The sequence below is a fragment of the Acinetobacter towneri DSM 14962 = CIP 107472 genome, assembly GCF_000368785.1.
Taxonomy (GTDB): Bacteria; Pseudomonadota; Gammaproteobacteria; order Pseudomonadales; family Moraxellaceae; genus Acinetobacter; species Acinetobacter towneri.
Window position 1 is genome coordinate 28,742 of the sequence record NZ_KB849688.1, and the last position, 23,702, is coordinate 52,443.

24 protein-coding genes and 3 tRNA genes are annotated in these 23,702 nt (G+C 40.8%); 9 read left to right on the forward strand and 18 right to left on the reverse strand.

Annotation, left to right across the window (positions count from 1 at the left end):
- Window positions 1-4 precede the first annotated feature (4 nt).
- Together glnD and dapC are read left to right on the forward strand one after the other, a co-directional pair.
- Entirely contained in the window at window positions 5-2,671 is a 2,667-nt protein-coding gene (gene glnD, locus F947_RS01655; protein WP_004971443.1) for a [protein-PII] uridylyltransferase, read from the forward strand.
- A 20-nt stretch (window positions 2,672-2,691) separates the two neighbouring features.
- Complete coding sequence (gene dapC, locus F947_RS01660; protein WP_004971444.1) at window positions 2,692-3,861, forward strand: succinyldiaminopimelate transaminase; 1,170 nt, start codon at window positions 2,692-2,694, stop codon at window positions 3,859-3,861.
- A 73-nt stretch (window positions 3,862-3,934) separates the two neighbouring features.
- Here the strand turns inward: dapC and F947_RS01665 are convergent, their stop codons facing one another.
- Together F947_RS01665 and msrB are read right to left on the reverse strand one after the other, a co-directional pair.
- Window positions 3,935-4,414, reverse strand: a complete 480-nt coding sequence (locus tag F947_RS01665; RefSeq protein WP_004971446.1) for a glutathione peroxidase — start codon at window positions 4,412-4,414, stop codon at window positions 3,935-3,937.
- Window positions 4,411-4,830: a peptide-methionine (R)-S-oxide reductase MsrB gene (gene msrB / locus F947_RS01670; RefSeq protein ID WP_026438319.1), complete on the reverse strand. Its 420-nt coding sequence runs from the start codon at window positions 4,828-4,830 to the stop codon at window positions 4,411-4,413. Before msrB ends, F947_RS01665 begins: the two co-directional genes overlap by 4 nt.
- Before the next feature lie 153 nt (window positions 4,831-4,983).
- Between msrB and F947_RS01675 the strand changes: the two genes are divergently transcribed.
- Together F947_RS01675 and gloB are read left to right on the forward strand one after the other, a co-directional pair.
- Window positions 4,984-6,219 (forward strand): pyridoxal phosphate-dependent aminotransferase, encoded by a 1,236-nt coding sequence (locus tag F947_RS01675; RefSeq protein WP_004971448.1) that lies wholly within the window; start codon window positions 4,984-4,986, stop codon window positions 6,217-6,219.
- Between the two features lie 208 nt (window positions 6,220-6,427).
- Window positions 6,428-7,159, forward strand: a complete 732-nt coding sequence (gene gloB / locus F947_RS01680) for a hydroxyacylglutathione hydrolase (protein ID WP_004971449.1) — start codon at window positions 6,428-6,430, stop codon at window positions 7,157-7,159.
- Window positions 7,160-7,200: 41 nt separating this feature from the next.
- On the opposite strand, the gene F947_RS01685 is transcribed toward gloB, so the two are convergent.
- The gene (locus tag F947_RS01685) at window positions 7,201-7,473 is read right to left on the reverse strand and encodes a hypothetical protein (protein WP_004971451.1); all 273 of its coding nucleotides are present in this window, start codon (window positions 7,471-7,473) and stop codon (window positions 7,201-7,203) included.
- Between the two features lie 437 nt (window positions 7,474-7,910).
- On the opposite strand from F947_RS01685, the gene F947_RS01690 reads away from it, so the two are divergent.
- Entirely contained in the window at window positions 7,911-8,114 is a 204-nt protein-coding gene (locus F947_RS01690) for a hypothetical protein (protein ID WP_004971452.1), read from the forward strand.
- Window positions 8,115-8,358: 244 nt separating this feature from the next.
- Here the strand turns inward: F947_RS01690 and F947_RS01695 are convergent.
- From F947_RS01695 to F947_RS01715, 5 genes are all read right to left on the reverse strand, one after another.
- Window positions 8,359-8,443 (reverse strand) — tRNA-Leu (locus F947_RS01695).
- A gap of 36 nt (window positions 8,444-8,479) precedes the next feature.
- Window positions 8,480-8,553, reverse strand: a tRNA-Trp gene (locus F947_RS01700).
- 33 nt (window positions 8,554-8,586) lie between these two features.
- Window positions 8,587-8,671, reverse strand: a tRNA-Leu gene (locus F947_RS01705).
- Window positions 8,672-8,788: 117 nt separating this feature from the next.
- On the reverse strand, window positions 8,789-9,640 hold the full coding sequence (locus tag F947_RS01710; protein ID WP_004971453.1) for a protein kinase domain-containing protein: 852 nt from the start codon (window positions 9,638-9,640) through the stop codon (window positions 8,789-8,791).
- Entirely contained in the window at window positions 9,630-11,159 is a 1,530-nt protein-coding gene (locus F947_RS01715) for a DUF3336 domain-containing protein (RefSeq protein WP_004971454.1), read from the reverse strand. Before F947_RS01715 ends, F947_RS01710 begins: the two co-directional genes overlap by 11 nt.
- A gap of 185 nt (window positions 11,160-11,344) precedes the next feature.
- Here F947_RS01715 and F947_RS01720 point away from each other — a divergent pair, with 185 nt between their 5' ends.
- Window positions 11,345-12,217 carry an ATP-binding protein gene (locus tag F947_RS01720; protein WP_004971455.1) on the forward strand — a complete coding sequence of 291 codons (873 nt, stop codon included), beginning with the start codon at window positions 11,345-11,347 and terminating at the stop codon, window positions 12,215-12,217.
- A gap of 76 nt (window positions 12,218-12,293) precedes the next feature.
- Here the strand turns inward: F947_RS01720 and F947_RS01725 are convergent, their stop codons facing one another.
- On the reverse strand, window positions 12,294-12,605 hold the full coding sequence (locus F947_RS01725) for a hypothetical protein (protein WP_004971456.1): 312 nt from the start codon (window positions 12,603-12,605) through the stop codon (window positions 12,294-12,296).
- A 354-nt stretch (window positions 12,606-12,959) separates the two neighbouring features.
- Here F947_RS01725 and F947_RS01730 point away from each other — a divergent pair, with 354 nt between their 5' ends.
- Complete coding sequence (locus tag F947_RS01730) at window positions 12,960-13,217, forward strand: EexN family lipoprotein (protein WP_004971457.1); 258 nt, start codon at window positions 12,960-12,962, stop codon at window positions 13,215-13,217.
- Window positions 13,218-13,312: 95 nt separating this feature from the next.
- On the opposite strand, the gene tsaD is transcribed toward F947_RS01730, so the two are convergent.
- The gene (gene tsaD, locus F947_RS01735; RefSeq protein WP_004971458.1) at window positions 13,313-14,329 is read right to left on the reverse strand and encodes a tRNA (adenosine(37)-N6)-threonylcarbamoyltransferase complex transferase subunit TsaD; all 1,017 of its coding nucleotides are present in this window, start codon (window positions 14,327-14,329) and stop codon (window positions 13,313-13,315) included.
- 146 nt (window positions 14,330-14,475) lie between these two features.
- Here tsaD and rpsU point away from each other — a divergent pair, with 146 nt between their 5' ends.
- Window positions 14,476-14,691 (forward strand): 30S ribosomal protein S21, encoded by a 216-nt coding sequence (gene rpsU / locus F947_RS01740; RefSeq protein WP_001136722.1) that lies wholly within the window; start codon window positions 14,476-14,478, stop codon window positions 14,689-14,691.
- A 31-nt stretch (window positions 14,692-14,722) separates the two neighbouring features.
- Window positions 14,723-15,169 (forward strand): GatB/YqeY domain-containing protein, encoded by a 447-nt coding sequence (locus F947_RS01745; RefSeq protein ID WP_004971460.1) that lies wholly within the window; start codon window positions 14,723-14,725, stop codon window positions 15,167-15,169.
- Between the two features lie 153 nt (window positions 15,170-15,322).
- Here the strand turns inward: F947_RS01745 and F947_RS01750 are convergent, their stop codons facing one another.
- The 8 genes from F947_RS01750 to F947_RS01785 all read right to left on the reverse strand — a co-directional run bounded on the left by F947_RS01750 (window position 15,323) and on the right by F947_RS01785 (window position 23,700).
- Entirely contained in the window at window positions 15,323-15,685 is a 363-nt protein-coding gene (locus F947_RS01750) for a hypothetical protein (protein ID WP_004971462.1), read from the reverse strand.
- A 60-nt stretch (window positions 15,686-15,745) separates the two neighbouring features.
- On the reverse strand, window positions 15,746-16,120 hold the full coding sequence (locus F947_RS01755) for a GFA family protein (RefSeq protein WP_004971464.1): 375 nt from the start codon (window positions 16,118-16,120) through the stop codon (window positions 15,746-15,748).
- A 48-nt stretch (window positions 16,121-16,168) separates the two neighbouring features.
- Window positions 16,169-17,605: a M48 family metalloprotease gene (locus F947_RS01760; RefSeq protein WP_004971466.1), complete on the reverse strand. Its 1,437-nt coding sequence runs from the start codon at window positions 17,603-17,605 to the stop codon at window positions 16,169-16,171.
- Between the two features lie 104 nt (window positions 17,606-17,709).
- Window positions 17,710-18,684, reverse strand: coding sequence for a 2-hydroxyacid dehydrogenase (locus F947_RS01765; protein ID WP_004971468.1), 975 nt, complete (start codon window positions 18,682-18,684; stop codon window positions 17,710-17,712).
- A 63-nt stretch (window positions 18,685-18,747) separates the two neighbouring features.
- Window positions 18,748-19,398, reverse strand: a complete 651-nt coding sequence (locus F947_RS01770) for a hypothetical protein (RefSeq protein WP_004971470.1) — start codon at window positions 19,396-19,398, stop codon at window positions 18,748-18,750.
- 170 nt (window positions 19,399-19,568) lie between these two features.
- The gene (locus F947_RS01775) at window positions 19,569-21,458 is read right to left on the reverse strand and encodes a M48 family metalloprotease (RefSeq protein WP_004971472.1); all 1,890 of its coding nucleotides are present in this window, start codon (window positions 21,456-21,458) and stop codon (window positions 19,569-19,571) included.
- Between the two features lie 96 nt (window positions 21,459-21,554).
- Complete coding sequence (gene purF / locus F947_RS01780; protein WP_004971473.1) at window positions 21,555-23,093, reverse strand: amidophosphoribosyltransferase; 1,539 nt, start codon at window positions 23,091-23,093, stop codon at window positions 21,555-21,557.
- Between the two features lie 25 nt (window positions 23,094-23,118).
- Window positions 23,119-23,700 (reverse strand): CvpA family protein, encoded by a 582-nt coding sequence (locus tag F947_RS01785; protein ID WP_004971476.1) that lies wholly within the window; start codon window positions 23,698-23,700, stop codon window positions 23,119-23,121.
- Between the last annotated feature and the right edge of the window lie 2 nt (window positions 23,701-23,702).

The window sequence follows — 23,702 nt, forward strand, 5'->3', positions numbered from 1 at the left end:
GTCCATGATCATTACATTACCCTTGCTGAATTATGTAAAAAGCAACCATGACATTCAGGCCATTAACCAATGGCGCACCGATGTCGAAAATCAGCTACAACAATGTTTTGAAAATGGACAATCCATTCGTGAAGTGATTTTGGCGCGTTCTAACCTGATTGATGAAGCGCTCACTTTCTTATGGCAACATGCTGAATTAGACAAAACCGATTTGAGCCTATTTGCAGTGGGCGGCTATGGGCGTAAAGAAATGCTGCCCTATTCCGATGTCGATATTATGGTGTTGTCGGAAGATGCAATCACATCAGAACAAGAACAACTTATTTCGACCTTTATTTCGTCTTTATGGGATGTTGGCAACTTCAAACCTGCCACCAGCGTGCGGACTATTCAAGACTGTGTGATTCAGGCAACCAGTGATTTAACTGTTGCAACTGCCTTGATTGAAGCGCGTTTAATTACAGGAAATCAGCAGCTTGCCAAATGGCCGCGTCGTATTGTTTCGCAAACTTGGACAGATAAAACCTTTTTTGATGCCAAAATGGAAGAGCAAAGCAAGCGTTACGCGCAGCACAATGACACCGAAAGTAATTTAGAACCTGATATTAAAAATGCTCCGGGCGGTATTCGTGACATCAACCAAATTGGCTGGATTGCCAAACGCCATTTTCGCGTCAATCGTATTTACGACTTGGTGCATTTAGGTTTTATTTCAGAATTTGAATTGGGTGTACTTGAAGAAGCCGAAAGCTTTTTATGGGAAATCCGTCATCATCTCCATCGTTTAACCAAACGTGATGAAAACCGTTTATTGTTTGATTATCAACGAGATATTGCAGCAACTTTTGGCTATGTTCGAGAAGAAGGTAAACCGCAAAATTACCCGATTGAACAATTTATGAAGCGTTATTATCGCTCTGCACAGCAAGTTTCCACTTTAAATGAAATGTTGCTGGCCTATTTTAATGAGTCGGTCATTACCCCGCGTTTGCCTAATTATGAACGTAACATTGAAGAAATTAATGAAAATTTTAAACTGGTCGATGGCAAACTTGCCGTGCAGCACCACAAAATTTTCTCAGAAAAACCAAGCGCAATTTTAGAAATTTTCTATTTATTGGCTAATCGTCCTGAAATTGAAGGAATTCGCGCACGAACACTGCGCCTGCTGACACTTGCAGCCAAGCGTATTGACCAAAGTTTCCGTGATGATCCAACGCATCAAGCGCTGTTTATGGCAATTTTGCGCTCACCGCACCGCTTGTATAATACCTTGGTGACTATGAAACGCTTAGGTGTATTGGGCAATTACATCCCCGCTTTTGGTCAAATTACAGGTTTAATGCAATACGACTTATTCCATATTTATACAGTCGATGCGCACATTTTACTATTACTCCGCAATTTAAGCCGCTTCAAAGAACCTGAATTCGCGAAAGATTTTCCTGTGGTCAGTTCGGTATTTCAGCGTTTAGCCCGTCGTGACATTATTTATTTGGCTGCGATTTTCCATGATATTGCTAAAGGTCGTCGTGGTGATCACAGTGAACTTGGTGCGGTAGATGCGATTGAGTTTTGCCGTAAACACGGATTTACTGAACGTGAATGTAACCTTGTGGCATGGTTAGTCAAAAATCACTTGTTGATGTCAGTCACAGCACAGAAAAAAGATATTTCTGACCCCGATGTGGTCAAGGAATTTGCCGAAAAAATGGGAGATATGGAGCATTTAGATTATCTCTATACCTTAACGGTTGCTGATATTAATGCGACTAATCCAACACTCTGGAACTCATGGCGTGCATCCTTAATGCGCCAACTTTATACGCAAGCGCGTGATGTCATTCGCTCAGGACTTGGGCGTCCCGTCGATTATCAAATGCTGATTGAAGACACCAAATTTGCGGCAAGCGAGTTACTGGTTAAAGATTTTGAACTCAGTGCTGTTGAAAAAGTCTGGCAAGAACTGGGCGATGAATACTTTATTAAAGAATCTGCCGATGAAATTGCATGGCATACCCGCGCGATTTTGGAGCATGGCGATAATCCTGCACCATTAGTGCTCATGCGCGCGCACCGAAAATCAGCACAAGACGCAGTACAAATCTTTATTTACACGCAAGACCAACCCAACCTATTTGCCACAACTGTCGCTATTTTAGACCGCATGAACCTTGACGTTCAGGATGCACGAATTATTACTGCGACCAAAGCCTTTAGTTTGGATACTTACGTGGTCTTAGACCGTTTTGGCACACTCTTAACAGACCCTGAACGTGAAGAAATGGTGATTGAGGCTTTAGTGAATGCCTTGAGCCAGTCAGATAAATATCCGGGTCTGATGCAACGCCGCATTCCGCGTCAATTACGTCATTTTGACATTGAAAATACAGTAGAAGTGACTTTCAATGCAGCGCTGAATCAAAACATGGTCGAAATTGCCACACTAGATCATCCCGGGTTACTCGCCAAAATTGGCGGCTTGTTTATGATGCAAGGCTTAGATATTCACTCCGCCAAAATTGCCACCCTGGGCGAACGTGCCGAAGATATTTTCTTCGTCACCAAAAAAGATGGCAACCCAATGACAAAGTCTGAAGCAGATACCTTTGCAATCCAGCTCAAAGCTGCTTTAGATGAGGCCTCTAATCAGGTCTGTGGTCAACATTAACTTCAATTTACGGAACATCCATGAACTCAAGTTTGTCCTTATTACATCCTTACCCTTTTGAAAAGCTAAACAAACTATTTCAGGACGTACAACCTGCAAATTTGCCGTTAATTCCACTGTCTATTGGTGAACCTAAACATCCTGCACCTAAATTTGTCAAACAAGCCATTATTGATAATTTTCAGCATTTATCGACTTATCCGAACAGCAAAGGTCTGCCTGAATTACGTCACAGCATTGCCCATTGGCTGACACAACGCTTTCATTTAAAACAAGTTAACCCAGACACTCAAGTTCTCCCCGTTTCAGGTACACGTGAAGCGATTTTTTCCTTTGTACAAGCCTTGATTCGACGTGAAGATGCGCCTTATGTAGTGATGCCCAATCCGTTTTATCAAATTTATGAAGGGGCAACTTTATTGGCAGGTGCTCAACCCTATTTCATCAATTGCACCGAAGACAATAATTACTTGGGTGATTTTGATGCTGTACCTGCAAAAGTCTGGGAAAAAACTGCTTTATTATTTGTCTGTACACCGGGAAATCCAACGGGTGCTGTCCTTTCAAAAGAACAATTTAAAAAGCTGATTGCCCTGTCAGATCAATATAATTTTGTCATTGCATCTGATGAATGTTATTCAGAATTATGGTTTGACCAAGCGCCTACAGGTTTACTGGAAGTCTGTGCCGAACTTGGACGCGATGACTACAAAAACTGCATCGTATTCCATTCTTTGTCTAAACGCTCAAACTTACCCGGCATGCGTTCAGGCTTTGTTGCGGGCGATGCCAACTTATTAAAACCTTATTTGCAATATCGTACCTATCATGGTGCGGCAATGCCTGTACAACATCAATTGGCATCTATTGCAGCTTGGGATGATGAACAGCACGTTGAAGATAATCGTCAACAATATCGCGCCAAGTTTGAATTATTCCAAACGGAACTTGGGCATTTACTGCCATTAAAAAAACCAGATGCAGGTTTTTATTACTGGCTCAAAGTCGACCATGATGAAAATTTTGCCAAAATATTGATGGAAAAAGCCCATATTAAAGTGCTGCCAGGTCGGTATTTATCTCGTGAAACCGCACAAGGTAACCCGGGTGAAAACCATGTTCGCTTAGCTTTGGTTGCAGATTTGGCGCAATGTGAACAAGTAATTCAACGTCTTAAAGCGATTTTATAAGTTAATGATTTCAATTAAATTTAAGGCGATCATCTGATCGCCTTAATTATCTTACTTGCACAAGCGCAAGCCTTTATCGTAAAGCCTTTTCAATTTCCGCCTGCAAATCTTCAGGTTTTGTGGTCGGAGCAAAACGGTTCAACACCTTGCCATCTTTGCCAATTAAAAACTTGGTGAAATTCCATTTAATTCCGTTGCCCAAAATACCTTTACTGTTATTGGTCAGGTAACGGAAAATCGCATGTGCTTCAGGACCTTTCACATCAATTTTGCTAAACATTGGAAAACTGACACCATAGTTTTTTTGGCAGAAGCTCCCAATTTGCTCATTGGAACCTGGATCTTGCCCACCAAACTGATTGCACGGAAAGCCCAAAACTTCAAGACCTTGGTCTTTATATTGTTGGTATAACTTTTCCAAACCCGCAAATTGAGGCGTAAAACCACACTTGCTGGCTGTATTTACAATCAACAAAACCTTCCCTTCATAATCGCTAAAGGCTTTATTTTGTCCATCTAACAACTCAGCTTCAAACTGATAAATGCTGGTCATGGATAATTTCCCTCATCATTTTTTTCTTGTGTTTTGAGTTCTAAAGAAGCCGAATTGACACAATAGCGCAATCCTGTTGGCTGTGGACCATCATCAAAAACATGCCCTAAATGTGCGTCACAATGATGACAAACAATCTCAGTACGCTGCATGCCGTGCGAACCATCCTGATGTTCTTCAATCACCCCAAGCTGGATTGGACGATAGAAACTTGGCCAACCGCTACCGCTGTCATATTTTGTTTCAGATGAGAATAGCGCTGTACCGCAACAACGACAGGTATAAATCCCCTCTTGTTTAGTATTCCAATATCTCCCCGTAAAAGCAGGCTCCGTGCCTTTTTGACGTGTAATCCGAAATTCCTCTGGTGATAACTCTCTTTGCCATTCTCGGTCTGTTTTATTGAGTTTTCCCATCACTAACTCCTTTAAATCTTTGACATTCAGTGTCATGCTTCAGTACTTCCATTTTTACGCTAGACCTTGCAAAATATCTAGCTAAATTTCAGCATAGATTGTGATATTTCAGTAATCTATAATTTATTTATCTTCTAATCATTGGATGGAACTATGTCCGTACTAGGTAACACGACTCCGCGCGAAATAAAAAAATCATCAAAACTTGAGCATGTATGCTACGACATTCGCGGACCTGTGTTACGAGCGGCCAATGAAATGGAAGAGGCCGGTCATAAAATTATTAAACTGAATATTGGCAACCCTGCCCCATTCGGTTTTGAAGCGCCACAGGAAATTATTAATGATGTCGCATTGAACTTGCCTAATGCGATTGGTTATACCGACTCCAAAGGGATTTTCCCTGCGCGTAAAGCGATTTGTCAGTACTATCAGCAAAAAGGCATTTTCGATATGCATGTCAATGATGTGTATATTGGCAACGGCGTGTCTGAACTGATTGTTATGGCGATGCAAGGCTTGTTGGACGATGGCGATGAAATGCTGGTACCAATGCCTGACTACCCGCTTTGGACTGCGGCAGTGAATTTATCGGGCGGTACTGCTATTCACTACAAATGTGATGAAGAAAACTTTTGGTATCCAGACATTGCCGATATGGAAAGCAAAATCACGCCAAATACGCGCGGTATTGTCATTATTAACCCGAATAACCCAACGGGTGCGGTTTATCCACGTCATGTGTTGGAACAAATTGTAGCATTGGCAAAAAAATATGACTTAATTTTATTTGCCGATGAGATTTACGACAAAATTATTTATGACGGCATTGAGCATGTTGCGGTTGCAGCTTTAGCGGGTGATCAACTCTGTATCTCATTTAATGGCTTGTCTAAATCGTATCGCATTGCGGGCTTCCGTTCAGGCTGGATGGCGATTACAGGCGATAAATCACGCGCTGCAGACTACATTGAAGGTTTAGACATGTTGGCGTCTATGCGCTTGTGTGCCAACCATCAGGCGCAGTACGCGATTCAAACAGCATTGGGTGGTTATCAGTCTATCAATGACTTGATTCGTCCGGGTGGTCGTTTATACGAACAACGTAACATTGCATGGGAAATGCTGAACGACATTCCTGGCGTGTCTTGTGTCAAACCTGAGGGTGCAATGTATTGCTTCCCGAAACTTGATCCAAACGTCTATCCAATTGAAGATGACGAAAAGTTAATGCTCGATTTACTCAAAGCAGAAAAAGTTTTATTGGTTCAAGGTACAGGTTTTAACTGGCCAACGCCTGATCATTTCCGCGTAGTATTCTTGCCTGCAGAAAATGAATTACGTGAAGCAATGACACGTTTAGGCCGTTTCTTGGCAAAAATCCGCTAAGATCAAACCGAATCTCTGTTTTAAAATGCCGTGTTGATCACGGCATTTTTTATGGATTTGATTTTTATTTCTATTTTATCTTTCACCTATTGTTCATCACCAAGCAGTAACACAGCAAAGCGATACTCAGACACTTAGGGATACACTTTTACACGCCCGCAAAAGCATGCTGTAATAGCCACAAGCGATTAAGTTTCAGGAATTGAGCATGCACTACCAAGTCCATCTTATTGATGCGCAAAAACCATCACAAAACTATATTTGGTTGCTTGAACATTGTGCTAGCAAACAAGTGGTGGTGGTTGACCCTACCGATGCCAAACCTGTTGAAGATTTTTGCCAAAATCATGGTTTAGAGATCGCGCAAATTTGGTTGACGCATTGGCATCAAGACCATATTGGCGGTGTGCCTGAACTCATTGCAGAACGTAATTTACCTGTTTATGGGCCACGTGAAGAATTGAGCAAAATTCCGTTTATCACGCATCCTTTACAAAACCAAGACCATATCAATTTTCATGATTTACAGGTCGATGTTATTGCCGTTCCGGGACATACTTTGGGGCATATTGTGTATTTTATAGATGCGTTGGATGTATTGTTCTGTGGCGACACTTTATTTGCGATGGGCTGTGGGCGTGTTTTTGAAGGTACATATTTGCAAATGTATCAATCTTTAAACCGCTTGGCAGCGCTGCCTCCGCGTACCCGAGTATATTGCACCCATGAATATACATTGGCGAATGCACAATTTGCACTGCATGTAGAACCCGACAATGCTGCCATTCAAGAGCGTTATCAACAAATTGAAAGTTTACGCATGCTTAATAAACCCACTTTGCCAAGCAGCATCGAACTAGAACTGGAAACCAATCCATTTTTAAGAGCCGAAAGTGTCGAAGAATTTCAGAAATTACGTGAACTCAAAGACAACTTTTAAATTGATGCTTTGATCATAAAGCATCTGATATTTCTCTCGGATTATAAAATCTGATTACTGGCAGCAAACTCATCTAATTGAGTTTGCGTCACCACACGCACAGCATTCATTTCATCGACCCGCACCAACAGCAAATTGGACAATGCAGGCTGATAACGGCGTGCGCTGCCAAAAGGCGTATAAGCCACTTTGGATTGTGAGGAAAACAACAGCCAGTCTTCATGACCGAGCATCACGGCCACAGCCTCTTGCCCCTGTACACGCATATTTTCAACCATACTCATCACTTGCTGTTCAATACTGGGCACTGTCATATTATTCAAATTTAAAATTTCAATCAGGCACCAGTATAAACAAATCCCCACTTATTTACTGCTGCTGCAATGGCTTGCTGTATAAAATCTAATTTCTTATTTTGCCCGTGTTAGTACTTTTAGAACGCCTATCGTTTTGGATAGCGTTAATTACTAACATGAGTAGCACAAAGATAAATGCAAATAATTAACAAAATATTTCCAAGTCATATCTTGGTCAAAAATTTAGGTATTGTATCAACTACCAACTCAAAAATTAATTACTTCAATATCAATTAATTAAAATTCATCATTTTTCATAATCCTTTCCAAACAATGAACTTCGTATTTATTTTGCACAAAGCTTTCTAAAAATATCTGCAGAAATACATTTTTGCCCTTTAAAAATTCACGCAATATCCCTATTAATAAATAAATGGATATACAGGAGTTCTCTCGTGAAAAAGGTTGTGAAAGCAAAAAATTTAATTGCGTTTCGTATTTGGTTAGAAAAGTTAGGTTATTCAGTTAAAAACTTAGCAGATGGACACGGTTTTACTTTTAGTTTTCAAAAAGAGTACGGTTTGGTGACCTGTGAACTTTCAGGTAACGCTTTGGCCATGAAATTAGGCGAGGAGTTTGAAGATCACTTAAAAGCATAAGTACTTATACAATATAGATAAGTATGCGATAACGGTTGAACTTGATAGGATGCAAAAATAAAAATTCAAATCGTATTTCATCAACACTTAAAGATGATCTTGCCCATAACCTGTTTATGGGCTTTTTTTTATACTGAACTTTAAATCTTAAAATACATCTAAGCCTTGTCAAAGAGATGCAATGATTTAAAGCTAAAATAACAGGCAATAAAAAAGCAAGGTCATTGCCTTGCTCTTTAATGTATGGTGGGGACGGAGAGACTCGAACTCTCACACCTCGCGGCGCTGGAACCTAAATCCAGTGCGTCTACCAATTTCGCCACGTCCCCAGCATCGGGTACCAACTGAGTTGTTGGATTTTAATTTGGCAGAGGATCAAGGATTCGAACCTTGACGAACGGTTTTGGAGACCGTCATGCTACCATTACACCAATCCTCTGTAACTTAAAATCAAGCTGACTTGATATTTAAGTGGTGGGGACGGAGAGACTCGAACTCTCACACCTCGCGGCGCTGGAACCTAAATCCAGTGCGTCTACCAATTTCGCCACGTCCCCGATGGCTGTGTATATTATAGAGATCACTTCCTGATGACAAGCCTTTTTTATAAAAAAGCACAATGACTGTTTAAATAAAAAACAAAAAACTATTTTTTGATTTTTTCTTAAGCATATTCAGCCACTAAGCCATAATTTCAACTCTGCAATACTCGTTGCACGCTGCGAATAGGACTTTGCCAACATGTGATTCAGCAGTGGTAAAAATGCTTGTAGATGCGTAGAAAGTTGGATATGCAATCTTTGACAATGTAAATACGCCCAATCGTGGTAACTATTTGCCTGCAAGCGTTGTTGCGTTAACCATTCATAAAAAATAATGCCTAAAGCATAAATATCACTTTGTGCAGTTTTGAGCTGTCCGTGAAATAATTCTGGTGCCATATAACGTGGCGTTGCAGTCATCCCCTGACATTGAATATCTGCAATTTGCTGTACTTGCTCAAAATCTAACAGTTTGATTTGCCCATCCAACTGCACAATATGTTCAGCTTTTAAGTCAGCATGAATCCAACCTAATTGATGTAATGCTTCCACTGCTTCAAAGACACGCAAAAATATGTGTTTAATCGCTTCTGTATATTCAGGTAAATTACCCATCACAAAAACAGCTTGCGCTTCAGGTAAAATTAAAGCACGTGAATAGACCTGTGAATAATGCGATGAAATGTCATGTGAATTACCCTGCGACTGAATATGAATGGGTGCAGCATCCATCAATTCACATGGCAATAAAAAAGATAAATATGATGATTGCGCGTACTGTTTATAAAAGTTCCATTCTTGTGCAAAACCCTGCTCTACTGTCGCATGAACACCTTGTTGTTGGGCTTTCAGCCAATAAAACTGCCCTTGATGTTCAAAACGATAGATATGCCGACCATATTGCAAACTTTGCGCTTTACTGCGCAGCTCGAACTGCGCAGTATCTAACTGTTGAACATCCAAATTTAAAACATTAAACAACACTTGCGCCAGTGCGCATTTCTGCTGCGACTTCGGTGGATACCTCTATTTGTGGTACATTTAATAACTCTAAGCAATGTTGCAAAGTTTTACCGACACGTGCATGTGTTTCAATTGATGAAATTTTCGGCCAAGTCGCACGCTCGCCTTCACGCTGTAAAATTTTAAATAAATGTGGTTTCGGGTTTTGCAACATATAGCTGTAATGACGCAGGTTATAGCTTCCTACAATATTCACATCACCATAATAGCGTTGATCGACAATACCATAGCCATGATCTAGCAAACGACGCACTGGCGGTACAGCTCCTGCGCGCTCACGTACAAAATCCATTACCCCACGACTAATGACTTTGCCCTGACGACGAATAATCCGTTCTGGCCAACTCAGCATATCTTTACGATAACGCTTAATATCATCCTGCATAAAAGGCACTACATGCGGATTGACCTGACTGGCGATGGTGTAGTTAATATTATACAAACGTGCCATTTTTTCCTGTGGGAAATCGCTACGCACACTGCCATCCACCCAACGGGTTTTACCCATATATGGAGTGTGTTTGCCATCATAACGCTTGTTGGTTAAACGTACTGGTGGAAATAAAATTGGCACAGCACACGAGGCCAACACCGCACTCCAAACCAACAAATCTGGCGCAGTGAAGCTGTTCATAATGCGTGAGTCTTGCGATGCATCATAAGGCGCAACCGCCACATTAATATGCAAACCTGATTTTTGAAAAGCTTCTTCAAACGTGGTATCGCCCAAGTTTTTGATCAGGAATTTTTTTAAATAATGCACATCGGCAATTCCACCATTGCCTTTAAGAATTTCGCGCATTTGTCTAAACTGAAATGCTTCGTGGAAAAATGACTCACCACCCAAAATATGCTGTACTTCTTCAGGTTTTGCGATGCCTAGCATTGCAGTCATTATTGCACCCGCGCTCGAACCCGACAGCACTTTAGGCATTAAATCCTGTTCAAGTAAGGCCTTACAAACACCTGTATGAAACAAACCTAGCGTTGCCCCACCAGAGAACATCAAGGCAGGTTGTCCGTATGCAGTTTGGCATTGCTGAAAAAACTCTATTTTTTCTACTTTGGTTAAAGCCTGACATTCATCTGAAGCGACAAAAGCCAAACTTTTACTGACTTCATCCACATAATCTTCAATAATTTTTTTAGTACCCACATAGGTTGCAGTAAACAACATCGGATGGGCAATATTGGCTATGTCAAAAGTTAAACCTTCACGCAAAATATAAATTAAATCGTGACTGCGTTCGGTGGTGCGATAACGGCGTAATAAATTTAAACGATGCGAGATAATTTCCGCATCAAAATATGGCGAACTGTTGTCATATTTCCATTCTTGCGCACCAGTTTCTTCATCTATACGAATGGCAATACTTTTCCATTCTTCATACGATTCGGCATTTTGAATTTGGCGCTTGAGTTTTTTTATGCGATAGGCTTGATGCGGATTAACATCTTCGGTGAAATCTTTAAATAACATAGCATTCCTCAATCCGTTGGTTTATTCGCAGCACTACGCTTGCCTATGCCTACTATACACAACAATATCTAAAAAATTGTAATACGCGTCAATGACTCGATTCACACTTTGATTGTCAAATCTAGGTCAATTGCGCTAGTCTTAAAGTGTAGCAATCTGATCTGCATTTTTTAAGCTGAATTATCATGGCAAACCTAGATTTACCCGACAACATCTTATTATCACTTTCTCATGTACTCCAACAACTACAGCAAAGTTTACCTGCTTTAAAACAAGAAACCGACTTTTCCGCCCTCGCATTCAAATGGCAAGATCGACAATTGATAGCGATTCAACAACCAAGAAAAATTGATTTAGATGATTTAAAAGGCATCGAAAAGCAAAAAGAAAAAGTCATTCAAAACACCTTGCAGTTTTTAAATGGCTTACCTGCCAATGATGTGTTACTTACAGGCTCACGCGGTACGGGAAAATCATCTATTGTACGTGCCCTATTGACCGAGTATGCCAATCAAGGATTACGTTTAATTGAAATTGAACGCGATGATTTGTCTGAATTGCCAGAAATTCAAAAAATCATTCAGCATCGTCCTGAAAAATTTATTGTCTACTGTGATGATTTAGCTTTTAACGCAGAAGATGAAAATTATCGTAGTTTAAAAAGTGTTTTAGATGGTTCATTACAATCAGGTTCCAGTAATTTTATTATTTATGCAACCAGTAACAGACGTCATCTATTACCTGAATTTATGCATGAAAATACACCTGTCACTCGTGTAGATGTACCGCAATATACTGAGTTGCATCCTCAAGAAGCAATTGAAGAGAAAATTTCACTGTCTGATCGCTTTGGTCTATGGCTGTCGTTTTATCCAATGGATCAAAATCTATATTTAGAAATTGTGGAGCATTATTTACACAAAGCCGAAATGCCAATGACTGCCGAAGTACGTGCAGAAGCATTAAGATGGTGTCAGGCACGTGGACAGCGTTCAGGGCGTGCTGCCTATCAATTTTCTAAACACTGGATTGGCTCGCAGCAACTTAAAGCACTTTAAATATTTTAATGGGTTGTTTGCATATAGAAGATAGTCAGCAACCCACTCTATTTAAACGCGCTAAATGACTGAGCGACTACTGACCTTGTTCTGCAGCAATCCGTGCCAATGTGTCTTTATAAAATTCTTCGCCATGCGCCTGCATTTCTGCCACAGTCGGCTCTCCTACATATACTTCTTGCGGTGCTGTCGCTTCAGGTGTGATAGCCGAAGGATGAGTTGCTGCAGTAGTCAAACGAGTCGGTACTTCGACCTGTTGGGCTGTCACTGAACTCGGCTGATTTTCTGTACTATTTATATTTTGCTGTATTGACTCAGCGCCCTCGCAAGCGGTCAATACCATCATCCCCATCACACAAATAATGCAAAATGTATTTTTAAATCGCATGTTTATCTCAATTGGTTTTATATTAAATATCTACCAAAAATCATAGTTTAAAGTTGAAAACACAACAATTGGACAGGATTCACAGATTTAAATACTGCTGTCAGCTACTTTATGGATTTCTATAAATTGTAGGATGAGTGCACAAAAAAAATAAAGCAGTTCTATTTGAAACCAATACGTGAAATAAAGTTTGGGATAGAATATGACTATAAAACTTCAAAAAAATTAAAAATATTTATATTGCAATTATTTAATTTTACTTAATAAGATCAACTTTAGTCCATTGTATTATTTTATGAACCCATTATTCGCTTAAGATGCAATCTCTTTAAAACAAACAACGGTTAAAAAATAATGTTTAAATTTAAAAATTTGTTAATTACAGTAAGTTTAATTACAACGCTTACAGCATGTACACAAGTGAAAACGCAAGAGTATTATGCCGAGAACTTAGATGAAGCTAAAAAAGTTTTGCAGAAGTGCGAAGAAATGGCCAATCAAGGTAAATCACTAGAAGGTAAAAAATTAGAAAACTGTACAAATGCAGGGAATGCTGTGATGCAAGGCATGATGAAAGATCTTACCAAAGGTTTAATGGACGCAGTTCGCTAAGTCTTAAGTATTCGTTTCTAATATTAATGTAAAAATTTAGCATATAAAGTCAGAGGCAGATTATTGCCTCTGATTGATTTTATGCTACGAACAACTTAACCCGCAGTTGGATTGGTAAGCTCCGTCATTGGCCAACGTGGTGTAGTCGTAACCGATAAACCATCTTGCTGCCCTGCTTTTAAACGCTGATAGCCCGCAAAAGCAATCATTGCACCATTGTCGGTGCACAATGCAGGTTCTGCATAATAAACCGTTGCACGAATTTTAGCTAAATCTGCTTCTAAACGCTCACGTAACCGAGTATTTGCACTCACCCCACCCGCGATCACCAAGCGTTTTAAACCTGTTTGTTTTAAAGCTTTTACCGATTTTTTCACCAAAGTATCAACAATCGCTTCTTGGAAACTTGCCGCAATATCGGCATCACGGTTTTCATCACCTAACTTTTTCATTTGTACTGAAACCGCAGTTTTTAAACCGCTAAATGAAAATTCTAAGCCTTGGTGCAACATTGGACGTGGAAATTCAAAAGCTTTGGCATCGCCTTGTTCAGCTAGTTTGGCGATATTTGGCCCACCCGGATACGGTAAACCCATCATTTTGGCAACTTTGTCAAAAGCCTCGCCTGCAGCATCATCAATCGACTCGCCTAACAATTCATATTGGCCAATGCCATAAGCTGCCATGAGCTGTGTATGTCCACCCGAAACCAATAAAGCGACAAACGGAAATTCTGGCGGCGTCGCAGACAATAATGGTGCAAGCATGTGCCCTTCCATGTGATGCACCCCAATTGCAGGTTTATTTAAGGCAAAAGCTAAAGTTCGTCCAAATAATGCGCCTGTCATGAGTGCGCCCATTAGCCCCGGCCCACGGGTATAAGCCACTGCATCAATTTCAGATTTTTTGACTTGGCTCTGCTCAAGCAATTGATTGATTAAAGGAATAAGTTTGCGCACATGGTCACGTGAAGCCAGTTCGGGTACCACACCACCATACTCTGCATGCAATTTAATTTGGCTATACAGTACTTGCCCGCGCAAACCTAACTCGCTGTCATACAGTGCAAGTCCTGTTTCATCACAAGATGTTTCTAAGCCTAAAACGATCATTAAATTGCCTATAACCTGTATCAATTCTATTGCGAAACCTATTATAGACTTGTGATATGAGATGTAAATGAGTAAAATACTGACCTTCACTTGTGATCGTGGGCAATTTCGCCCAGATCTTATCCATAACTTAATGAGGATTCTTCATGCCACAAGTTAAATTGAAAGAAGGCGAACCAGTAGACGTAGCTATCCGTCGTTTCAAACGTTCTTGCGAAAAAGCAGGTGTTTTAGCTGACGTACGTAAGCGTGAATTCTACGAAAAACCAACTCAAGAACGTAAGCGCAAAAAAGCTGCTGCTGTTAAACGCTACCAAAAGAAATTGGCACGTGAATCAGTACGTACTACTCGCCTTTACTAATTAATTTGTGATTGCCTGTCTGGATTAAATGATGACGACTTTAAAAAACCAAATTACTGTCGTTTTGAAAGCGACAATGCGCGCCAAAGAAATGGATAAGTTAACGGTAATTCGTAGTCTACAGGCGGCAATTAAGCAAATCGAAGTCGATGAGCGCAAAGAGCTTGACGATGCTCAGGTTCTTGCGGTCATTGAAAAGCAAATTAAACAACGTAAAGAATCGGTTAAAGCCTTTGAAGGCGCTGGCCGAGAAGATTTAGCTAGTAAGGAACAAGCCGAAATTGAGGTGTTATCTCAGTTTCTACCAGAAGCTATGACTGAGGAAGAACTTGATTCCATGATTGCGCAAACCATTGAAGCGCAACAAGCTACTAGCATGAAAGATATGGGTAAGGTGATGAACTCTCTGCGTCCGCTCATAGCCGGGCGCGCCGATCCTGCTCAAGTATCTGCCAAAATTAAAGCCAAATTAAGCTAATTAGCTCACCCCAAATTTGTGCTTCTCCGAACACTGATTTAAATGTCAGATTAAGCCCGCTTTAATCTTTCTATCTAATGCTATTAAGTAAAATGCTAAACCTAGGATGAGATAGATTATCTATTCACCCTTAGACACTTCTGCTTTAACTTTTTACTTTAAATCGCAGTTCACTTGATATTTTTTCAGTAATTGCATTTCTTTAGATGTGCTGACCTGCTGAATCACGTCCTGTTTATTAATATTCTGATAACGACGATCCAAATAGGCACGGTTTTCATCTGCTGCCTGATATAAACGATCAACATAACGACTAACAATGCCGCAAAACTGCTGCTGTTGCTGCGGATTAAAACCCTGCTGTTGTGGGTTTAAGCCTCGTAAAAACTGTCGGGTATCTTGTTTATATTGCGCATTAATTTCTTCAACAGCCAACACATACTGCTCTGCACTCGCAGCATAGACATTTTGCAAGGTCATCCCCAAAGTAAGGCATAAATAAATATATTTTTTCATTTTCAAGTCAGGGTCGTTTCAACTCAAGTTCTATTTTAGCATTGTATATTCGGTGAATAACTATTCACACGACTCAATTGCCAAAAAGTTGGGTTTGTATTGCGCAAATGCTTGCTCACATGGTTCGGGAACTTTGCCTTGAGTCACTGTCCCTAAGCGTAAGCGAATAATATCGGGTAAATCTAGCCGATAAGAATAAATCGGGCTGCCACACTCCTGACAAAATACCCGTGCTTTATTGGGACTATGAAAATATTCTTTTAGATATTTTAAGCCACGCACCACTTCAAAATGTTCGCGTGCCACTGGACTATTCCATCCCATAATACCGCCTTGCACACGACGGCAATGCTGGCAAAAACATAATATTGTTTTTTCAATTTCGGCATGGTAACGGTAATACACCGCACCACATAAACATTGTCCCTCAATCATTCTTAAACTCCTTTTCTTTATTGTTATGCCACCGTATGTACGCCCGACTTATATTTTTAACTGTCGTTCTCTTTGCATTTCAGTCACACGGTTTTTTATATTTGCCGACATCGCCTGATTGTCTTTGGCTAAACGCTGCGCGTGCAGTAATGATTTAATTGCCTCTTCTTCCCAACCTGACCAATACTGTACTTCTGCACGATACCGTAACACATTTACCGTGCGTAATGCAGAGCTTCGGTCTATATTTGCCGCTTGCTGCATTAAATTCCATGCCGATAAATCACGTGGATTTTTTTGCAAGAAATCCTTCAAAATACTTTCTGCTTGCGTAGTTTGATTTTGACGAATCAAAACCTCGGCCCATTTATAATTCAGCGCACGATTTTCAGGCATAATTCGCGCAGGTGAACCAATTGTTTTGAGCGCTAAATCAATTTTATTTTGCCCTAAATAAATGTCAGTTTGAATAAGTATCAATAAATTATGTAAACGATTGTGACTTTTGGCCTGATCTATACTTTGTTGCGCCAAAACAAAATCGCCTTGCTGGCTATAAAAATAAGCCAAAGCCAAATTCGCCGCAAAATGGTTACGGGTTGCAAATGCTTTAAGCTGCTGTTCTGTCGCCTGCTGCGAAACCACCAAACTATATAACTTTAAAATCTCAAAGTCTTCATCACGCAGCGAGGTTGGCACTGGTGGCAATTGATTGGCACGTAAACGCGCCTCACTCATCCGCTCTGTGGTTAAGGGATGGGTAAACCAAAAGTCAGGTAAGAAGCTCACTCGACTCGTAGTACGGTGCATCACCTCAAAAAAGTCTGCCATGCTTTGTGGGTTATAGCCTGCGCTATACATATATTGCATGCCAATACGGTCTGCTTCACGTTCCTGATTACGGCTATAAGTCAATTGCTGATCCATTAAAGCGGCTTGAGAACCCATCATCACCGCTGCGCCTGCATCACCATCGGCTTGTGAGGCAACCAATGCCCCAACCACAACCCCAGCGAGTGCCAACAAACCCTGTCCTTTAAATGCCTCTTGAGAGCGACTGTAATGACGTTGCGACACATGCGCAATTTCATGCGCCATCACGCCCGCAACTTCATCCATATTACGGGCAGAATTAATAAGACCTGTGTTTAACGCAAATAAACCACCCGGCACAGCAAAAGCATTAATTTGTGGATCATTGATAATGAGTAGCCCAATGGGTTGCCCCAATTGAGTTTGGCTGAGTAGATGCGAAAACGTATTGATTAATTGATCTTCCAGCCACGGGTTTTGCGTGACAGGCATTTTACGCTGCACTTCCCGATAGACTTTTTCACCAATACTGCGTTCTTTTTGCTGATCAATTAATCCCACACCACTGCCTATTTCAGGCACATTAAATTGTGGTGTGGTGGTTAGATTGGCACTTTGGGTTGTCGCAATACTGGCAAAACTCAAACCGCAGATCAGTAATAGATGTTTCAATGGATGATCTCAAATACATATTTTGCATAATGATTCACTATAACATTGAAAAATGAACGCATTTGCAATGATGTGTATCAATTTTTACCAAATCATCTTTAACTTTAAGACGTATAACAAGCAGGATTAACAACATATTGCGGGCGACGTCCTTCCAGCGCATCAACTAAATTTTTATAGGCTAAGTTTGCCATTTGTCGACGAGTTGCTGCAGTTGCTGAACCAATGTGCGGCAAAGTCACGACATTATCTAACTCAAATAATGGTGATTCTTGCAGTGGTTCTTTGTCATAGACATCCAAAGCTGCGGCAAAAATTTTGCCTGCTTGTAAGGTCTGAATAAGTGCCTGCTCATCAATGACCGAACCACGCGAAATATTGACCAAAATTGCATGAGACGGCATTAAATCAAGTTCACGCTGACCAATTAAGGCTTTAGAGTCTGCATTTAAATCGACTGCCAGTACCACAAAATCAGACTGTTGCAGCAATTCATCCAGATTTAAATATTCCGCATTGAATGCCTGCGCCACTTCCATTTTTTCACGACGATTGTGGTACACCACCTTCATATTAAAACCATGAAATGCTCGACGTGCGATAGCAGCACCAATATGCCCCAAACCTACAATACCGATAGTTTTACCATAAATATCCCGTCCAAACTGCGCTGCACCTACGGTACGTTTCCACTGCCCTTGTTTGGTCCATCGATCTAAATACGGGACTTGCCGTGCGGCACTCATTAGCAAGGTAAAGGCTAAATCTGCTGTGGTTTCAGTCAAGACATGCGGTGTATGGCAAAGACTAATCTTTTGTTGGGTTAAATAATCTACATCATAGTTGTCGTAACCGACACTTACACTCGAAATCACTTTGAGTTTAGTCGCAGTATGCAAGTTGCTTTGATTAAGCAAGCGCCCTGCACCAATCATGCCATCCGCATCTTGCACATGCTCAAGCAACTGTTGATTCACGTCACCCAACTTCGGGCTGACCTGCACCACCTGATAATCTTGCTCTAGCTTACTTAAAATTTCTGCATCAATTTGACTAAACACTACCACTTTTTTACGCATGATTATCCCTGTTTCGTGTCTACAATTGCTTGTATATGTAGAGTTTTAAATATCTGAATTGACTTAGGCTTTAGGCTGTAACGATGTGATTTGTATCGCATCCCACAGACTTTTTTTCAACAGCGGTTGATCTAACATCTCTTGCAAGCTGGCTAAATGCAAACATTGTTCAGATTTAAAATGTGGTAATTGACCTAAAATCAGCATGTTTTTATCTGTGCTCAAGACATCAACAAAACCTTGCACATAATTTTCTACCCCGATGCCGTCTTGTAATACTTCTAAAGCAAAAGGCCATTGCAATACGTGATATTCGGCCTGTAGCGCATGTTGAATATTACGCCACAATTGTTGCTGTTCCTGACTCAAGGTAGTGCTTTCTACCAAAATGACACAATGTGGCAACTGCAAAGCTTCAATACTAAATGCTTCAATTTGCAGCATGACACGCGCTTCAGGAACAACTTCTGGCGCGGCCGCTTCAACTGTCGTATGTTGCGGAGATGGTTCTTGCTTAGGCTTTTCGTGAATAATCGGCTGTTGTTGTTTTAATTGTTGAGGTACTGCAGCAGGAACAATAATTTCGCTGTGTATTTCAGGTGCAGCTTGGTCGCGCCAAACCGATGATTGTGGCAAAGTTTGAGACACAGCCATTCTGGAAACCCAAATATCGATTCCCAAACTGGCTAAAATGTCACGCTGATGCCCCATCATGTTTATCATCACCTATCTAATTTTTCGCTGCACGTATTTATCACAGAACAACATGCAAGATAGCACCTATTCTACCTAGAAAGGCTGCACAATGCTGTGCTTTCTTTCACCCAATCTGACCTATTCGTATTTTTTCAAAATCTGCTTTAAACACACCTAGTCAATCAGTGTCACACAATCATCAAACTGTTTTGTTTTTGCATTTGCTCGACAATTTCTTCGGTTTTAAAACCTAAACGCCAATAGAGCAACTCCAAAACATCCAATTCATCTTGGGTGATAATACGGTCATTCCACAAACAAATTTCAGCAATGCCTAACACCATCAGTCGATCACGCAGCAGCAAACCTGCCATATCATTTAAAATTTCTGATAAATCAATCGGTTCATCTGAAATTTCTTCATAATCAATCAATTCATCTGCAGTTAAAACACGTTCTAAAATACGTTCACGTACATCTAACTGATTAACACTATTAATTTGCTGCACATGCAATAAAGCATCGATTAAACGTACAATTTGCGGTTTAACTTCGTGTAACGCTGCAGGTGTATGTAAAGGCAGCAAGTTCAATTCAAACTTAATACGTTCAAGCAGCAAGGCATCCAACAAACCAATCTCGCCATCTTCCTGAATGATTTTTGCCAATTTGGTTAGAAACTGCCGTGCGATACTCAGCGGCATACCACCAATATTTTTACACGCTTCATGGAAAATCGAGATATGTACTCGCCCATCCAAATGTAATAAAGCATCTACAATTGCACGACTCACTTCTGCTTCAGCAGGAATAAATTCACGATATTGGCGAATCATCAAAATAGCGACAATCACCTCACGCGAACCCGTTGCCGTTTGTAAGGCACGCTGAATTAGCTCTGGACGCGGCATATTATTGCGAATTTCAGGCTTGAGTGGCTTAATTGCATCATTAATTGCAAAGCTAATCGGCGACAAGCGCAGCAAAGGCAAAGGTTGCGGCGAGCTCCACGGCGCATAATATTCAGCATTCATTTCTTCTAACGAGCGAAATAGGCTAAACAAAGGCTGATTGCGTAAACGCTTCAAATTTTCGAGTTGTAAGTCTTGCACCAAGGTTGGATCAAGCTCAAAAATACGGGCTTCAATACTTGGATGAATGTTCATCCAGCTTTGCGGACTGAGCGAGTTAGCAAAGCACATGTGGGAAATAGATTCTGAATATTCACTATGAATTTGCGACCCTGCATGATGCACATAAATTCGCAGCAAAGTTTGAATATTGGCATTATTTTGAATCAAACGTTTGGTTTTTAAATCATTTTTAAAGGTACGTCCGCTTAGACTAATATATTTAATTAAGCGGGTAATCAACACGCCCAAGCTACCAAACAACCAGATACCACCACCTACAGCAACAAAAAAAGTCGCTAACTTATGTGGCGGTGCATCACGATGTTGTCCAAAGCCAAGTTTGGCGATGCTACTGCCCCACTTACTAAACGTGGTTAGGCTACTGTAGAGGATTTTAAGCTTGGTATTATCAATGGTTTCACCACTTAAAATATGGTTAAACTCATGGCTGAGTAGTCCATAAAGCTCTTGCTCATCCAAGTTTTGCAAAGCACCCCAAGTCAAAATAATCACAATATCTTTATGACTAAAGCCTGCAGTGAGGGCATTTACCCCAATTTCATCGGGCAATACATATACAGTAGGCGCTGGGATTTGAAAGGTATCGGCCAATTGTTCGGTCAGTTTAAGTGCGGTACTTTCTTCTGGGGTACTTTCGAACTGGGTTAAACGACGCGCACCCAATTGTTTTGCCAAAGAATGACCACCTGAGCGAAAAACGTAAAATTCCAAAATGACGGATACTGTCATAATCAGCACCAAGACCGTAATCCAGTATGGGCTTAGACTGTGCCAATAGATGGATTGGCTTGAATCGACATAATAGACCAACAGACCCAAAACTGTGTTTAAGATAAACAGGGTCAAAGCGACTGCAACCAAACATAAAATTGCAGACCAAATCATATTTTTGTTTTTAATCAAGTAACTACTCACAGACCTCAATGTAAACATCCTGAATTACATTGTATTTGAGCCACCATCATAAATGAAAAAAGCGGGAATTTCCCGCTTTTCTCACTGAGCTGATCAGAAAAAAAATTAACTCTCTTTTACACCAGTTAAGTCTACTGACGCGGCATCAATATTGACATCAATATAACCATCTTTGCCTTTTTTAGCCAAGTCGTTGCGCTTTTGCTCAAGATCATTCAGATAAGCTTCGTCAATTCCGCCAGCTACATACACGCCATCAAATACTGAACAATCGAATTCAGTTAAATGCGGTACTTTATGGGTACGAACGGCTTGTTTTAAATCTTCTAAATCTTGGAAAATTAAACGGTCTGCACCAATAATTTCACGAATTTCTTCGACATTACGGTTAGACGCGATTAATTCATCTTTGGCTGGCATATCAATACCATACACGTTTGGATATTTCACCATTGGCGCTGCAGAAGCAAAGAATACTTTTTTCGCCCCAGCATCACGTGCCATTTGAATAATTTCGTTACAGGTCGTACCACGGACAATCGAGTCATCCACCAACAGTACATTTTTGCCTTTAAACTCAAGCTCTACAGGGTTCAGTTTTTGGCGCACTGATTTTTTACGCAATTGCTGACCTGGCATAATAAAGGTACGTCCGATATAGCGGTTTTTCATAAAACCTTCACGGAATTTAACCCCTAAAGTATTTGCCAATTCTAAAGCTGATGTACGTGATGTATCTGGAATTGGAATAACGACATCAATATCGTGTTGCTCGCCCCACTCTTGGGTAATTTTATGCGCCAGTTTTTCACCCATTTTCAAACGCGCTTTATACACTGAAATACCATCAATGGTCGCATCTGGACGAGCAAAATATACATACTCAAAAATACATGGGCGATATTCAGGTTTAGCGGCACATTGCTGGGTAAATAATTCACCTGCGTCATTAATAAAGATCGCTTCACCCGGCGCAATATCACGTTCAACTTTAAAGCCAAGTGCAGTAATTGCCACAGATTCTGATGCAATAATATATTCCATGCCCTGTTCAGTTTCACGTGAACCGTAAATCAATGGACGGATACCATTTGGATCACGGAAGCCAACCAAGCCTTGACCTGTAATCATTGCGACAACGCCATAAGCACCCTTGCAGCGCTCATGCACACGGCTGATCACATGAAAAATATCTTCAGGCGTTGGATTTAATTTGCCACGTTTTTGCAACTCATGTGCAAATACGTTCAATAACACTTCCGAGTCAGAATCGGTGTTCATGTGACGTAAATCTGTTTTAAACAGATCTTCGTGAATTTCTTCGGCATTGGTCAAATTGCCATTGTGTGCCAAAGTAATCCCGTACGGCGAGTTCACATAAAATGGCTGCGCTTCAGCACTGCTTGATGAACCTGCAGTTGGATAACGCACATGCCCAATACCATAATTACCTTGCAACGCACGCATGTGACGCGTATGGAATACATCACGCACCATACCGTTATCTTTACGCAAGAACAAACGCCCATTGTGGCAAGTTACGATCCCAGCTGCATCCTGTCCACGATGTTGTAACATCGTTAATGCATCAAACAACATTTGGTTAACAGGTGATTTACCAGCTATACCAACAACTCCACACATAGCAACCTCGCAGACCAGCTAGGGATTAATAAAAAGGATTATTCGTTGAGCCATCTGCGCCAGAGCGATTTTCTTTTGCGTCAGATGCGATGTCGGAAGATGGCGCGGCATCTTTCGACTTGATGTGCTGTAAAGCCTCATTGGCAGCGTCTTTGGACAGTTCTGTTGCCCACGGTGCATACGGCAATAAAGTTTGCACAAATTTAGACTGTTTCCAATAAGGCGAGCTTTCGACCCAAGGACCAATGCCTTGAATGGTAATAAGAACAATGAGTAAGCCTTTCAAGGTACCAAATGCACCGCCTGCCAAACGATTTAATGGGCCAAGTTTCAAGCTCTTTAAAACACCATTTAAAACAGCGGTTACAATCCAGGTCAGTACCACAATCACCAAGACAATAAATGCAAAGGCTGCAATTTTTTGTACCACAGGATCGCTACTGAGTGCTGTCATCGAAGGTGCTAGGACAACTGCATATTTTGCCGCAACAATTAGGGCAAAAATCCATCCTACCAAGTTCGCAAAGGCTTTAATAAATCCTTGTCGCAAACCGTTCAACCCTCCAATAAGCAAGAGAATCAGAATAACGATATCAATGGTATTCATAA

Bases quoted from the DNA above. Each gene is read 5' to 3' on its own strand.
- glnD (WP_004971443.1), top strand. From the start codon at position 5: ATGATCATTACATTACCCTTGCTGAATTATGTAAAAAGCAACCATGAC.
- dapC (WP_004971444.1), top strand. From the start codon at position 2,692: ATGAACTCAAGTTTGTCCTTATTACATCCTTACCCTTTTGAAAAGCTA.
- F947_RS01665 (WP_004971446.1), bottom strand. From the start codon at position 4,414: ATGACCAGCATTTATCAGTTTGAAGCTGAGTTGTTAGATGGACAAAAT.
- msrB (WP_026438319.1), bottom strand. From the start codon at position 4,830: ATGGGAAAACTCAATAAAACAGACCGAGAATGGCAAAGAGAGTTATCA.
- F947_RS01675 (WP_004971448.1), top strand. From the start codon at position 4,984: ATGTCCGTACTAGGTAACACGACTCCGCGCGAAATAAAAAAATCATCA.
- gloB (WP_004971449.1), top strand. From the start codon at position 6,428: ATGCACTACCAAGTCCATCTTATTGATGCGCAAAAACCATCACAAAAC.
- F947_RS01685 (WP_004971451.1), bottom strand. From the start codon at position 7,473: ATGACAGTGCCCAGTATTGAACAGCAAGTGATGAGTATGGTTGAAAAT.
- F947_RS01715 (WP_004971454.1), bottom strand. From the start codon at position 11,159: ATGTTATTTAAAGATTTCACCGAAGATGTTAATCCGCATCAAGCCTAT.
- F947_RS01720 (WP_004971455.1), top strand. From the start codon at position 11,345: ATGGCAAACCTAGATTTACCCGACAACATCTTATTATCACTTTCTCAT.
- F947_RS01725 (WP_004971456.1), bottom strand. From the start codon at position 12,605: ATGCGATTTAAAAATACATTTTGCATTATTTGTGTGATGGGGATGATG.
- F947_RS01730 (WP_004971457.1), top strand. From the start codon at position 12,960: ATGTTTAAATTTAAAAATTTGTTAATTACAGTAAGTTTAATTACAACG.
- tsaD (WP_004971458.1), bottom strand. From the start codon at position 14,329: ATGATCGTTTTAGGCTTAGAAACATCTTGTGATGAAACAGGACTTGCA.
- rpsU (WP_001136722.1), top strand. From the start codon at position 14,476: ATGCCACAAGTTAAATTGAAAGAAGGCGAACCAGTAGACGTAGCTATC.
- F947_RS01745 (WP_004971460.1), top strand. From the start codon at position 14,723: ATGACGACTTTAAAAAACCAAATTACTGTCGTTTTGAAAGCGACAATG.
- F947_RS01750 (WP_004971462.1), bottom strand. From the start codon at position 15,685: ATGAAAAAATATATTTATTTATGCCTTACTTTGGGGATGACCTTGCAA.
- F947_RS01755 (WP_004971464.1), bottom strand. From the start codon at position 16,120: ATGATTGAGGGACAATGTTTATGTGGTGCGGTGTATTACCGTTACCAT.
- F947_RS01765 (WP_004971468.1), bottom strand. From the start codon at position 18,684: ATGCGTAAAAAAGTGGTAGTGTTTAGTCAAATTGATGCAGAAATTTTA.
- F947_RS01770 (WP_004971470.1), bottom strand. From the start codon at position 19,398: ATGATGGGGCATCAGCGTGACATTTTAGCCAGTTTGGGAATCGATATT.
- purF (WP_004971473.1), bottom strand. From the start codon at position 23,093: ATGTGTGGAGTTGTTGGTATAGCTGGTAAATCACCTGTTAACCAAATG.
- F947_RS01785 (WP_004971476.1), bottom strand. From the start codon at position 23,700: ATGAATACCATTGATATCGTTATTCTGATTCTCTTGCTTATTGGAGGG.